This is a genomic window from Lacibacter cauensis (assembly GCF_007830055.1).
Lineage (GTDB): Bacteria > Bacteroidota > Bacteroidia > Chitinophagales > Chitinophagaceae > Lacibacter > Lacibacter cauensis.
The window spans coordinates 121,650-136,513 of the sequence record NZ_VLLE01000006.1 but is presented as its reverse complement, the minus strand read 5'-3'; the positions used below and the strand labels follow the sequence as shown (position 1 = coordinate 136,513).

The window sequence follows — 14,864 nt, the reverse complement described above, 5'->3', positions numbered from 1 at the left end:
CAAAAATAAGGTGCAGTAAATGATCAACCAAAAAATTTATCAAAATCAATGAATAGATTTTTAGAAAGCACGTATCTTTTGCCTCCTATAACAAATAAATCTGTTTGAATCAATGAAAAAGATAATCTTGTTTGCCGCTCCCTTGCTCATGATGGCTTTCTCCTTTCAATCTAAAACCAAGGTTATTTTCTTTGGCGATTCTATTACGCAGGCAGGCATTAACCCGGGAGGTTATGTGAAGCGAATAGACAGTATGGCGCAACAACAGGGTAAAGCTGGATATGAATTTGTTGGTGCGGGGATTGGAGGAAACAAGGTGTACGATTTATACCTGCGGATGGAGGAGGATGTGCTGGCGAAAAACCCAAATGTTGTGGTGATTTATATTGGAGTGAATGATGTGTGGCATAAAAGTTCATCGGGCACCGGTACCGATGCAGATAAGTTTGCGAAGTTTTATCAGGCAATTATTGATAAAATCAAGGCAAAGAATAGCAAGATTATTTTATGTACCCCTGCTGTAATTGGCGAAAAGGCTGATGGCAGCAATCCGCAGGATGGTGATTTGACTGAGTACAGTAAAATCATTCGTGGGCTTGCACAAAAAAATACATTGCCACTTGTTGATTTGCGCAAAGCGTTCATCGATTATAATCTCAAGAATAATCCATCAAACAAAGACCGTGGAATTTTAACTACCGACAGAGTTCATTTAAATGAAAAAGGCAACCAATTGGTTGCCGATGAAATCTGGAAAGCGATTCAAGCGCTTTAAACCGCCTTTACCAAATAATAATTTTTCTTTCCTTTCTGTACCAGCAGGTAAGTATTATGTAAAAGTAGTGAGCTGTCGATTTTAAGATCGATGCCTTCTACTTTCTTACGATTTATGCTTACGCCACCACCTTGTACTGTTTTGCGTGCTTCACCTTTACTTGGGAAAATGGTTGTTTCTGCTAAGAAGGAGACAATATCAATTCCTTCAGCTAATTTATCGGCAGCAAAATCAAACTTAATCACACCGTCCATGCCTTCCAGATCTTCTATGCTTAAACTTTCTGCAGGTGCTGTTTGATTGGCAAACAGTTTTTCTGTTGTGGCAATTGCTTCAGCCAAGGCATCTGCTCCATGAACAAACTTTGTTACCTCTTCTGCCAAACGCTTTTGTAAAATACGTTTGCTGGGATCTGCAGTATGTGCAGCAATCAATCCATACACTTCTTCTTTTGCAAGGAAGGTGAAAATTTTGATCCATCCTTGGGCATCTGCATCGCTGGCATTTAACCAGAATTGGTAGAACTGGTAGGGTGTTGTTTTACTTGCATCTAACCAAACATTCCCTTGTTCGGTTTTACCAAACTTGGTACCATCTGCTTTCTTAATTAACGGACAGGTAAAGGCAAAGGCTTCGCCGCCAACTTTACGACGGATGAGTTCAGTGCCGGTTGTAATATTTCCCCACTGGTCGCTGCCGCCCATTTGCAGCTTACAGCTTTTGTGTTCGTACAACCAATAGAAATCATAACCCTGCATCAGCTGGTAGGCAAATTCTGTATAGCTAAGACCCACTTCACTTTCAATGCGCTTTTTTACACTGTCTTTCGCCATCATATAATTGATGGTGATGTGCTTGCCCGTATCCCGCAGAAAATCGATAAACGAAATGGTTTTGAACCAATCGTAGTTATTGGCCATTTCTGCAGCGTTGGGTTTCGACGGGTCAAAATCAAGGAATTTTTCCAGCTGGGCTTTAACGCCAGCTACGTTTTTGTTTAATGTTTCCTCGTCGAGCAGATTACGTTCCTGGCTTTTCCCACTGGGGTCACCAATCATACCGGTAGCACCACCAACGAGGGCAATAGGTTTATGACCGGCTTTTTGCAAATGAACGAGCAGTAGAATAGGCACTAAACTACCAATATGCAGGCTGTCGGCCGTTGGGTCGAAACCAATATAGGCAGTCGTCATTTCCTTTTTTAATTGGTCTTCTGTGCCGGGCATGATGTCCTGGATCATCCCTCTCCATCTCAATTCATCGATCAAATGCATAATTTTTATCCGATTTTCCGCAAAAGTAGGGCAGCGGAGGCCATTTTGTATCGAAAAGGGCAATAAACATTGAATATCAACGTTTGAAGAACTTGGCGCTTTCTTAAACAGAGCTTTGCTTTGGGAAGTTTTATGATTACTTTTGTTTGTTACCTAAGCAGCTTTCAATTTATAGAAAGTCTCTACTAAGAAACTAATTGTTTACCAGAAAACTGACCGGATGATAACCCGAGCAACCCTGATCCTATCCGTAATCCTCCTGTGCTGCGTTAAACCGTTTGCACAAATACGCATTTATTCCAACGAATTTTTAAATATTGGTGCAGGTTCCCGTGCTTTTGGCATGGGTAGTGCACAGGTAGCTTCGGTAAACGATGCCACAGCTGGTTACTGGAATCCTGCAGGACTTACAGGCGTACAGAACGACCCTTCACTTTCGTTGATGCATGCAGAGTATTTTGCCGGAATTGGTAAATATGATTTTGGTGCATTGGCAATTCCCGTTGCAAATAACAAGCGTACAGTTGGTTTATCTTTCCTTCGTTTTGCTGTAGATGATATCCCTAATACGTTATACCTGATTGAGCCGGATGGTAGTGTTAACTATGCCAATATCCGTTCTTTTTCTTCGGCCGATTATGCTGTGATCTTATCGGTAGCACAAAAGTTGAAAGAAACTGCCAATAAACAAATGAGCATTGGTGTGAATGCAAAAGTGATTCACCGTAATGTGGGAACTTTTGCAAGAGCCTGGGGTTTTGGTTTGGATCTTGGTTTTCAGATGAAAGGAAAGAACTGGTCGTTCGGTGCAGCAGCAAGAGATATTACTACAACATTCAATGCCTGGTCGTTCAGCTTTACTGAGCGAGAAAAAGAAGTACTCTTTTTAACCAACAATGAGATACCGGTTAAGTCAACGGAATTAACAGCTCCCCGTTTGGTTGTAGGTGGTGCATATGATTTTAAGTTCCGTAAAAATGTAACGCTGAAAGCAGAAGCAAATCTTGATTTTACATTCGATGGTCAACGTAATACAGTTATCAGTTCCGATGTAATTAACGCTGACCCACGTATTGGTGTAGAGTTAAACCTCAAGGATGTATTCTTTCTGAGAGGAGGTGTATTTAACTTCCAGAAAACTTATGCCGATGGCGATACGCTCAATCAGAAAAAAGTATGGATTTATCAGCCCGGTGCCGGTGCAGGCTTTAAGTTGGGCACGGCTTTTTATGTTGATTATGCTTTTACAAATCTGGCTAACCAATCAAATCCGTTATATACCCATATTGTGTCGCTCCGTCTCGACCTTTTGAAATCTAAAAACCCAAAGAAAAAAAGTAAGTAATGAAACGCATCCTGCTTTACATCGCCTTCCTGTTTTGCGCACACAGTAACCTGTCTGCTCAGACCTACATGAACGAGTGGATTGATTTTAATAAAACCTATTATAAGTTTAAAGTTGGAGCTACAGGCTTGTATCGTATTTCTCAGGCGCAGCTTGCGGCTATGGGAATTGGAAGCGCAGATGCTTCGCATTTTCAACTCTGGCGACATGGGCAGCAGGTGCCGATTTTTACTTCCAGTCCAAGCGGTGCATTACCCGCAAACGGATTTATTGAATTTTATGGAATGATCAACGATGGTAAATGGGAAAAACGTATGTATCTCGACCCATCGTATCAAATAAATGATCGATGGAGTTTATTTACGGATACCGCAGCTTACTTTCTGACTGTGAATACCAATGCTGCACAGAATAAGCGATTTGTTACAACAACTAACGATTTGAGTTCGGGATTGACACCCGAGCCGTATTTTATGCATACAGAGGGAAATTATTTTCGGGATAATTTCAATCTTGGGTTTGCTGCTGTTGTAGGGAGTTACGTTTATTCATCTGTCTTTGATAAAGGCGAAGGGTTTTCAAGTGGCGAGTTTAGACCAGGTGCACCATTAATAAATGCAAAAACAAATTTGTTTGTTGCGTCAGGCGGGCCGTCTGCAAAGTTTAAATTCTCAGCTGTAGGTAGGGCATTAAATACCAGAACTGTTCGGGTCTTGTTAAACGGTACGGAGATAGCAAACAGGGAAATGAATTATTTTAACTCAATTATTGATGAGTCCGCAGATAACATTCCTGTTACTTTACTTTCCGGTAATAATGCTACAGTACAATTTGAAAACACATCTACCGAAGTTACAGATCGAATAGTTGTTGGTATGTACGAATTAACATACCCTCGGCAATTTAATTTTAAAGGGCAGACAAGATTTGAATTTGAGATGCCGGCAAGCACAGCAGGGAATAATCTTATTATTGACAGTTTTAGTTTTGCAATAAACGCTCCCGTATTATACGATCTTACTAATGGTCTGAGAATTACAACAAGCATCATTTCACCAACACAAATACGTGTAGTATTGCCTCCTTCTTCAACGAATCGCAAATTAGTCCTCGTAAGTCAGGACCCCTCTAACATCATATCTGCTGGAGGGTTTGTAGTAAAGAATTTTGTTAACTACGGAACGCCTGGAAACCAGTCGGACTATATAATGATTTCTAATCCTTTATTGTTTTCTGATGCAAATGGTGTTAATCAAGTGGAACAATATCGTTTGTACAGAAGCAGTTCAGTTGGTGGAGCATTTAATGCCAAAATTTATGATGTTCAGGACATTATTGATCAATTTGGTTATGGTATAAAAAATAATGCATGGGCAATAAAAAATTTCCTACGTTTTGCTTATGCAGGGTTCAGCATAAAACCGAAGTATTGCTTAATAGTTGGGAAAGGAGTGGATTACATCAGTTATCGATACAGCGAAAGTTCAAATACAATCGAGCAGTTAAATTTGGTTCCCACTTTAGGTAATCCTGCATCAGACATGATGATGGCTTCCGATGAAATGAATATTGTACCCCGCATTCCTATTGGCAGGCTTACGGTAGTGAATGGCAATGAGGTAAAGGCATACTTGGATAAAGTAAAGCAATATGAAAGTTTTTATAATTCTACCTCTTGCAAAATCGAAGATGAAGCATGGAAACGGAATGTAATTCATGTAGCCGGAGCCAACGATTTCCTTGGCGAGCAGATCCGTTTTTATCTTAATCAATATGGGACTGTATTAAAAGATACTTTATTTGGAGCTAATGTTTATTCTATTCAAAAAACAGGTGTTGCAGCAATACAAACAATTGCAAATCAGAATATTACAAGTTTGTTTAATCAGGGGTTTTCGTTGCTGACATACTTCGGACACTCTTCGCCTTCAACTCTTGAATATAATCTTTCAGATCCTAGCGGTTACCCGTCTATTGGAAAATATCCGATTATGGTGGTGAATGGTTGTCAGGCAGGAAATATGTTTTTATCAGATCCTGGCCGCCTATCCGGTAAGTATATTATAACTGAGAATTGGGTTCTTTCTCCGCAGCGTGGAGCTGTAGCTTTTATAGCATCAACCCATTTGGGCATTGTTAACTATTTACATATTTATACTGAAGAGTTTTATAATCAACTTTCGAAAGAAACAGAAGGTTATGGGCAGTCTATTGGGCACATTATGGCGAATACAATTGATACGTTGATGAAGACATATTCATACAACGATTTCTACGTTCGCATGCATACTGAAGAAGTTACTCTCCATGGAGATCCTGCAATTAAATTTTACAGTTACGCTAAACCTGATTTAGCAATTGAAGATGCAATGGTTAAAGTTTCTCCTGAGTTTATATCCATTGCAGAATCTGAATTTACTACCGATATTAAAATCGCAAATATTGGTAAAGCCACAAGTGATTCAGTAGGGGTCCGTATTACACGAACTTTACCTACCGGAAAAGATACGATAGTCTATAATAGCAAAATAAAGCGGATCAGCTATGCTGATTCGCTAAAGATAAAACTTTACATCGATCCCTTTAGAGATAAGGGTACAAATAAATTGAAAGTTGAGATCGATCCGGAAAATACTGTTAATGAAAGTTGTGAAACGAATAATGTTGTTGTAAAAGAGTTCTTCATTTTTGAAGATGAATTACGTCCTGTTTATCCTTATAATTATTCTATTGTAAACAAACAAAATGTCTCTTATTATGCTTCAACAGCCAACCCATTAGGTTCGCAGCGAAAATATTATTTCCAGATAGATACCACTCAAAAGTTCAACTCATCACTACTGAAATCAGATTCAGTAACTTCAATAGGCGGTGCAATTGAATTTAAGCCTTCTGGTATAAATTTTATCGATGAAACGGTTTATTATTGGAGGGTCGGTATTAAGCCGGAAAATAGCGTGGCTTTACTGTGGAATAACTCAAGCTTTGTGTATAAATCTTCGACTGAAACTGGGTTTAATCAATCGCATTTTTTCCAGCATACACAGAGTTCATATACACGGATTAATATTGATTCGAATAGCAGAAGAATGGCGTTTGATTCTGTAATACGGAAGGTGCAGTTCAGAACAGGGATTAACCCGTATCATAACGAAGCCAGTCTCGATGTTGCCATAGATTTCGAGAATATTGAACGTTATGGATGTAGCGGCGGCTCATTTCAGTTCTATGTTTTTGATTCAAAAACATTGAAGCCTTGGGAAAACTGGACCCAGCCAAATGGGTTAGGAAGATACTTAAGTAGGTCTGTATGCGGAGGTATAAATCGGAAATTTTTTGAATACCGATATTATGATCAACTCTTTAGGAAACGGGCCATGGACTTTCTTGATAGTATTCCGGATGGGAATTATGTGGTTGTAACAAATTACGGATCAGTAAATCTTCCTTATTTTGACGCATCAATGCTGAAAGCCGACGAAGCCACATTTGGTACTGGTAATTCTTTATATCATAAGCTAAAAAGTTTTGGAGTTACAAAAATTGATTCCTTTACAAATAGTAAACCGGTAATATTTATATTCAAGAAAAATGATCCTTCTTTTACACCTCAGCAATCAGTGGGCGATCCGCTTCTTCAGTTGGTAGATGTGTTTGAGGCATCTAGCTTGTATACAGATGGTAAAGTCGAATCTCCTTGGTTTGGCCCTGCCAAAATCTGGAAACAGCTGAAATGGAATGGAAGAGATATAGAAAGTTATCCGGATTCGACAACTATTGATTTGATAGGTAAAACAAGCTCAGGTACAGAAGTCCTTATCTCAACAATTAAAAATGCAAAAGATACAAGCATCGATTTTGTAAATGCGACAGCTTTTCCATATTTAAAACTAAGGATTAATAATGCAGATCCCGTTAATGCAACTCCTCATCAGCTGGAGTTTTGGCGATTGACTGCAGATTATGTTCCGGAGGGAGCTGTAGCACCAAATATTAGATTTGTTTTCAAAGATACACTTGAAGCAGGTGAGCCGTTAAATTTTCAACTAGCCTTTAAAAACGTTGGCGAGACCGCATTTGACAGTTTGAAATTGAAACTCATTATTACGGACCGGAACAACACGCCTCATCTGATCTCTTTGCCAAGAAAGCGACCTATAATAACAGGAGACTCCATTGTAATATCCTACAGTTTAGATACAAAAGACTTTATTGGTTTGAATACTCTTTATTTGATGGTTAATCCGGATGAAGATCAGCCAGAGCAACACCTGTTTAATAATTTTATTTTCAAAAATTTCTTTGTAAAGACTGATAACTATAAACCTTGGCTTGATGTAACTTTTGATGGTACTCATATACTCAACCGGGATGTTGTTTCCGCAAAGCCACATATTCTTGTGAAGTTGAAAGATGATAGTCGGTTCCTTGCACTATCAGACACTGCTGGAATGAAAATAAAAATACAGTATCCAACTATCAATGGTGTAGCCGGCGCTTTAGTGGACTATAAACCACAATCCGACAGTGTAAAATTTACGCCTGCGGATCTGAGCAAGGGTGAAAACTCTGCAACAATCGATCTCTTCCCTAAATTCATGCAAGACGGAGAGTATGAACTAATTGTATCAGGAACAGATAAAAGTGGTAATAAAGCTGGAGAATTAGAGTACAAGGTTACGTTTCAGGTCATTAATAAGCCAATGATCTCCAATATGCTTAACTATCCGAACCCATTCACATCATCAACTGCTTTTGTATTTACAATAACAGGTTATGAAGTTCCACAAAACATTCGAATTCAAATTTTGACTATCACAGGGAAGGTAGTGCGTGAAATTACGAAGTCTGAATTAGGCCCGCTACGAATAGGACGTAACATTACAGAATATAAGTGGGACGGTACTGATCAGTTTGGTAATAAACTGGCTAATGGTGTTTACTTGTATAGAGTCATTACAAACTCTAACGGTAAATTTTTGGAGAAGTTTAAAATTGAAGGCGATAATACTGACCAATATTTTAATAAAGGGTATGGTAAAATGTATCTAATGCGATAGAAAATAGAAAGGAAGTAAAATGATTTTTTTTGTAAAGCATAAATGGAAAATTGCTGCTCTTTCTATTATTGTAAGCCTTATCGTTATTCAGATTTTATTTATTATAAACAAGCCTTGGGTTTCTGACTATTGGGAACACAAGGCTGTTTTTTTAGAACTATACCGTGTTCCTTCCCATCCTCACCATCCAATTGTAGGTTTGAAAGAGCCGCATGCCTTTTATTCTCCTTACTTTGTAACGATGGCGTTTTTGGGAAGAGCTTTGTTTGTTAATCCCGATGAGTTTTTTGATATAATTGTATTATTCAATCTTCTGTTTTTTATTGTTGCTGTTTTTTTGTTAGGGCAAATGGTCATCCAGTCAGGCGAAAAGGCAAAGTCGTTTGTATTGCTTTTAGTATCTGTTTTTTTTCTTTGGGGTGCTAAGCCTCCTTACTATAGTTCGTTTTATCATTTCATATCCTCTTCTTACACATTTGTTTATCCGGCAACATTTGCATTTTGTTTATCAGTATTTTCTGCTTTTTTGTTTTGGCAAATTAATAGAAATGAAATGCGACCGTTATTACGATTTATCTTGCTTCCTATACCTGTTTTCATAAATTGGGTTATTTTGTTAACGCATTCACTCACATTTATTTTTTGCTGTTCGCTTTTTTTGTATCTGAGTTTACAAGAAAAGGCAGACTCTGTAGAGGTAAAAAAAATAGATTTAAAAAGAGGCGTAAAGAAGTTAATTGTAGCCTCACTTTTTTTTATTCTGCCATTGCTTTTTGCGAAACTTTGGAAATATTATCCTTTTTGGGATCTTTTGGTAAAAGGAAGTATAAATGGAAGGTTTCACAGCGATAGTAAAGTTCTTTATACTAACCTGTTTTCGGGTTACTATGCATTGATATTGCCACTGTTGTTTTTGTTGTATGATGCGTTTTGGAACCGTGATCAAAAATCGAGAATTATTCTTATCACAGTTGCAATGCTATTGGTTGTTTATTGTTATGGTGCTCTCTCAAAAGCTTATGGCTATGGCAGATCTATTGCTTTTATAGCAGTTTGGATTCAGGTTGGGTTTGTGTTTTTTATTATGAGAATCAATTACGGGAAAAAGCTTTTAGGTATGTTTTTTATTACGGGGATAATGGCTTCACTATTTTGTTTTGTATCTGTTAAATCAGTTGTGAAAGCAGCAAGTACGACTCATAAAGAGTATTTGAATTTAAAGAGTGGGAGAGAAGGGGTATTGTCAATGCCTGCTCCAGGGATTACTCATAGGTTATTTTTCGCAAAGAGGTATGTAAACGACGGAGCGCTTGTAATGACGGATCTTGTAACCAGCAGATATGCGGCTGCCTTTGGTGGCAAGGTGATTGCTAATCCTTACTCCGAATATTGGATAAATGATAATGAAAAGCGAATGAATGATTTGAATGACTTTTTTTTTCATTCAGATTCTGCAAATCGAATCCTGATCTTAAAAAAATATAAACCTCGCTATTTGCTTATTAATCCAGATATAAACGACTTTGAACGAGTAGTTCCTAAAGAGTTGGTAGGCGGTACGGTTATCAGAGAAAATGGCTATACACTTATCCCTTTGAAATTTTAGTTTTACCATTTGTTGCCCTGTAATACAGCAGAGTCTACCAAGTAGGGTAGTTTTTCATTAAATGTAGTATTAATAATATGTCGCATAACATTTATCGGCGTTGAACTTACTTTTAATGGTTGGTACTTTCCTGATGGCAGATAGAGTGCCTGCAGATTGTTAAAAAAATGATCGTTGCTAAGATTGCTGTCATTCATTATTTTATAGCCATGGTCGCCGAGAACGAATACAATGCAATTGCTATTGTTCTGTAATAGTATGGCGTTAATCACCGATTTGAGATGGCTGTTTGTATAAGGCAGATAGTTAATATAGTTTGGAATAAATTTTTTATCGTAGTAGTTTTCCATTTTTTGATCATCAAAATAAATAGGATTGGAGGAGGAGTCATATAAAAAAGGAGGATGTGGCATAAGGAAATGAGCATAGGCTAACTTGGGAGCCTGGTGTTTTTCTTTTTTAAGATCTGAAAGAAATACATTTACTGCTTTTTGATTATAACGACGATAGGTTTCTGCGGTTATGTTTGTTCCAAGTATTTTTTTTAGGAGCTTGATATTAAGACTCGGGCCAAGATCATTAATTAAGCGACTGATCATTGTATTAGAAATAATGATGCGTTCGTTGTTAAATAGGTATTCGTTTTTAACTTTTGAAGGGCTAAGTTCCATATCAAAAATGGAGTAATTAAAAATTTCATAACCATAATTTCTTGCAAGTGAAAAGAGCGCATTGTACTTGATTTGTTTATGGCTCCTCAATAAATCGTTTGAATTCATCCCTTCCCGAGTTTCTAGCCCGCTTGTGTAATCAAAGTTTAGGAGCGAAGCAATAGAAAGATTAGTACGAAGGTAATTGCTTTTGCTATCTTGCATTAAAAAGAAGTTTTTCTTAAGCAGGAAACTGTCAATATTTGAGTTGTTATAGCCAAAATCACGACTTAGTGATTTTGTGCTTGCGTATTCATCAAACACAAGAATATAAATATTGGGAAACTTGAGATTTTGTGATTTGTTCACTTTGGTAGTGAAATCTTCTTTTTTAAAATTCCTAAGAAGAATGCTACCAGCGATTACACCTTCGTATAGTAATAGTAATATAAATAGAAGGTTAAGGTACTTGTTTAGTTTTACAAATTTTAAAGGGGATTGTTTTCTCAAGAGGGAAAATATAATCACAAAGCTGGCAAATGAAAGGCAAAGTAATATACTGTGTCTTGAAAGATCTTTTGCAATATGTTGTAGTTGGTCGTAAATGTAGCCGTAGAAAAATATAAAAGAAGCAATATAAAAAGTTAGAACTCCTGCTTTATGTTTATTTCTGAGTAGGGCAACAATAATGATGTTTAATAATAAGCAGGAAATTAAAAGCATAAAGAGAATCCACAGGGTGTCCTGGATTGCTATTAGGTAATAAAAATTGTTCCAGCTATGTAGCACAAAAAATATCGGCAGCAATATGGTGTGCAGATTAATATATTTATTACACAGATTTTTCATTTTTTACAATTTGAAGTTAGGCAAATCGTTTACGAATTATAGCTATTGAAATCATTGAAAAAACTATTAAAATGGGGAAAATTGTTACTGTAAAACGATAATGCCATTCGTTATATGTTAATGCTACGATGTTTATAATCCCCAAAAGAATTGTAATAGCTAAGATAGAAACGCTTTTATTTCCTTTGTTCCAACAGCTAATTAATCCCGTAAAAGCAAAGAGGTAAAGAAAATAAAATGAATGTAAAAGAAAATTATGTGTTTTTGAATAGTAAGGTCGTGTAAGTTTAAAAAAGGAAAGTACTTTTTTTGTGTAAAGATTGATTAGAAATGGGATATCCTTTTTATTGTACAAATAACTGTAAGCGTCAGCAAGTGTGCTTTTGTTATTTGTTGTAAAATCCGGCAATGTATAATCGTTGCTGTCCACTATAACTCTTCCTGCAGCAATGGGTCGAATATAACCTTTTGTTTCTGCTGGCAGATGAAAAATACAGAATATGATAAGTGTAAAGGAAACAAGAAAAAGAACGATTGCTGATTTCGCAGTAAGCCATCGGGTTTGATGCAAGTAAAAAATGATGCTTGGTAGTACAAAAAAAATACCCGGCGGCCTGGCAAAGACAAGCACTAGATTAAACATAAACCATAGAATAGTATCTTTCTTTGTTTTTTCTTTAAGCGTATAGTAAAGAGTGATTGTAGAAACGGAAATAAAAAAGCTGTCACTGAATAAAGTGGTTGTCCAGCTTTGTATTGGAAACGCAAACAGAAAGAGGCACTGGCCTATAATCGAAACAAATTTATCCTTTGTTAGTAATTCGACAATTGACCTTAAGTAGATGCTCGCAGTAAAGCTTAATAATGCTTGTGCTGCCACCACAATTACAACATTGCCAGGAAGATAAAATACACTTAGGAAAAGAATATAACTAGTGTAGAATTGAAGACCACTGAAAGCATCTGTAAAGTTGCCTTTATAAAGGCTCTTAGCAGCCGAGATATATTTTTCTGCTTCATTGATTGTGATAATGCCAGTTTGATGCACAATTCCGTTAATAAAAAGCAGGTATAGCAGCAGTAGCAAAATTAAACTTCTGCTTTTTTTATAAGTTGAATGTAAGCAAAGCTGCATTAGTTTTATGCTTATTTATTTTTAAGGCAGAAAAATAAATTCTTCGATATCGGAAGTAAAGCTACAATTATATAAGCTACTAAAATAAATGCCGTTAAAACACTGAGTAATTTGATCAATTTGGGATCAAAATAAAGATTCAAATCATTTATTCCTTTTTTAACAGGTATAGCCATGAAGCAAATGCTTGCTTTTCTTGGCTTGCCTTCTGAATCTGAAGTTTTAAACTTCCAGTGAGGATAATGGTTTTGTAGTATAATAAGATGCCCATCACGGTGTGCGTTAAAACGAACATGAATGTTATTAACAGTATAACGAATAATGTTAGTTTTTGTCAAATTCTGGAAATTATCAAGTTTTACATTGTTGACTGTCGAGCTTAAAAAAAGGAAAGGAAATTGTGCTACAGAAATGCTGCTATCAAGATAAAGCATATCGTAATAGAGTAAGTTGTTAAATAGCTTTACCGGATAAAGCACAGCTTTTGGGCTTCCGGGTTGTTTGTTGTAGAATGTCCAATCTCCAACTAAAGCACTATCTGCATTTGAGATTTTTGGATAGTTTTCTAATTTTGTTAATGTTGGCATTGGAATGCCGTTTGGAGATCTTTGGTGAATCGTATTTATTTTTTGAACCGAAACTTTCCCTACGCCTGTAAATGGCATATTTAACAACGAAGCTATTATTACGTCTATGGCTGTAAGCAGCAAAGTTTTCTTGTATTGCAATTTTAAAATTGTCCTGATTAAAAATACAAGTAGAGTAAACTGTATAACTGTTTGTAATAGTAAAGTGTCTGCAAATTGAAGATTGTCAATGAATTCTTTTAAACTGTCTCGCCAGCTCTTGTTGAAAGCTTGCAGTTGTGCTATACCACTATGGCCTTCAAAAAGCACAAAAAACGAATAACTAAAAAGAAAGAAGATAATTACTACTAGCACTTGAATAATTTTCTTAATGATCTTTTTGAAGCGAAATGTTTCATCGGCATATTTTTGAAAACCTTGTGTTGCAAGAATTATAAAGCAGATAATTGCAAAAATTCTAAACTCTCCGTTTATCCGCACATAGCCTATTAACGGAAGAAATTTATGGGCAAACTGCTTAAATGGACCTCCAACCGAGAGTAAAAAGAAGAATGCTGCTGTTAGAATGAAGAACCATTGTAGCCTTGTTTTTTTTGTTAATAGGGTGAATACCAAAAATACTAATAGTAGTAAGCCGAAATAATTATTACGAAGTGCAATATCGTTTTGATAAAAAGACTGATTTTTCACTGTCCCCAATGGAAATAGCAAACTTAGCCAGCTTTGAATAGTTGTGTTTTCAGCAAGAGATAACTCAAGACTTAGCTTTGTATTTCTTGCGAAATATGGGATAATATCTACATAGCTGGTAATTAGGCCCAGACTTAAAAGGACTATTAAGAGTAATAATAACCCGAATTGTTTAATTCTTAAAGTAGCTGTCTGTTTCAAAACGTTACCTCGCCGCTCAAGAATTAAAAAGCCTGTAAATCCTGAAAAAAAATATATTGCGGCAATGATCATTCCCGGATGAGAAGAGGAGATGAGAAGGTAAAATGATAATGCTGTTATTAAATAGTTTCGGATGCTTGGCGTTTTTATAATTGTAAGAATACCCCATATGCACCAAGGTAAGGCAGCGGAGCAGCTGATCCAGTTTAAATGCTGAAGATGGCCGATTACAAATCCATTACACAGGTAGCTAAAACTGGCAGTAAGTCGAATATACTTATTGGTAGCAAAGTGCTCTGAAAGTTTAAACATACCAAGGCCGCCAAGTAGTACATAAAGCAATAGTTCGGCAGTGAGAGTATAAGCGTTGTATCCTGTTGTTAAAGCAATAATCCAGGTTATAGGATTCCAGTACGCACCATTCATATCTGCATAAAATGGAAGTCCAAACGAAATGTAAGGATTCCATAATGGAAACTGACCACTCTTCAAGGTTTCACTTAATAAAAATTTTGGTGGAAAGTAACCCAGAAAAAAATCATTCTTGAGTGCAAACACGCAGCTTACAACGGGTGCAAATGCAACCAGGAATACTATTCCAATAATAAAATAAGGAGTGGCTTTTTTCAACGATGATAACAAACTTGCTTGCGTCCAAATATACAATTACCTTCTTATGAATGATGCATAAT

General features: G+C 36.7%; 8 protein-coding genes. 4 read left to right on the top strand and 4 right to left on the bottom strand.

The annotated features are described in order from the left end of the window. The first annotated feature begins 112 nt into the window (after positions 1–112). Positions 113–775 carry an SGNH/GDSL hydrolase family protein gene (locus IQ13_RS17220; protein WP_144887876.1) on the top strand — a complete coding sequence of 221 codons (663 nt, stop codon included), beginning with the start codon at positions 113–115 and terminating at the stop codon, positions 773–775. Here IQ13_RS17220 and tyrS read toward each other — a convergent pair. Next, positions 772–2,049, bottom strand: a complete 1,278-nt coding sequence (tyrS, locus tag IQ13_RS17215; protein WP_144887875.1) for a tyrosine--tRNA ligase — start codon at positions 2,047–2,049, stop codon at positions 772–774. The two genes, IQ13_RS17220 and tyrS, sit on opposite strands and share 4 nt — an antisense overlap. Positions 2,050–2,269: 220 nt before the next feature. Here tyrS and IQ13_RS17210 point away from each other — a divergent pair, with 220 nt between their 5' ends. Genes IQ13_RS17210 through IQ13_RS17200 form a run of 3 tightly spaced genes read left to right on the top strand, consistent with a single transcriptional unit; the run spans position 2,270 to position 10,060 of the window. Beyond that, entirely contained in the window at positions 2,270–3,394 is a 1,125-nt protein-coding gene (locus tag IQ13_RS17210; RefSeq protein ID WP_144887874.1) for a putative type IX sorting system protein PorV2, read from the top strand. Continuing rightward, complete coding sequence (porU2, locus tag IQ13_RS17205) at positions 3,394–8,454, top strand: putative type IX secretion system sortase PorU2 (protein WP_144887873.1); 5,061 nt, start codon at positions 3,394–3,396, stop codon at positions 8,452–8,454. The genes IQ13_RS17210 and porU2 overlap by 1 nt, the downstream gene beginning before the upstream one ends. A 19-nt stretch (positions 8,455–8,473) precedes the next feature. Then, positions 8,474–10,060 (top strand): hypothetical protein, encoded by a 1,587-nt coding sequence (locus IQ13_RS17200; RefSeq protein ID WP_144887872.1) that lies wholly within the window; start codon positions 8,474–8,476, stop codon positions 10,058–10,060. 2 nt (positions 10,061–10,062) lie between these two features. Here IQ13_RS17200 and IQ13_RS17195 read toward each other — a convergent pair whose 3' ends face one another. Genes IQ13_RS17195 through IQ13_RS17185 form a run of 3 tightly spaced genes read right to left on the bottom strand, consistent with a single transcriptional unit; the run spans position 10,063 to position 14,802 of the window. Beyond that, positions 10,063–11,559: a sulfatase-like hydrolase/transferase gene (locus tag IQ13_RS17195; protein WP_144887871.1), complete on the bottom strand. Its 1,497-nt coding sequence runs from the start codon at positions 11,557–11,559 to the stop codon at positions 10,063–10,065. Positions 11,560–11,575: 16 nt separating this feature from the next. Next, positions 11,576–12,646, bottom strand: a complete 1,071-nt coding sequence (locus IQ13_RS17190) for a hypothetical protein (RefSeq protein ID WP_144887870.1) — start codon at positions 12,644–12,646, stop codon at positions 11,576–11,578. Between the two features lie 59 nt (positions 12,647–12,705). Further along, a complete protein-coding gene (locus IQ13_RS17185) occupies positions 12,706–14,802 on the bottom strand; it encodes a hypothetical protein (RefSeq protein ID WP_144887869.1) in 2,097 nt (698 codons plus the stop codon). Positions 14,803–14,864: the final 62 nt, after the last annotated feature.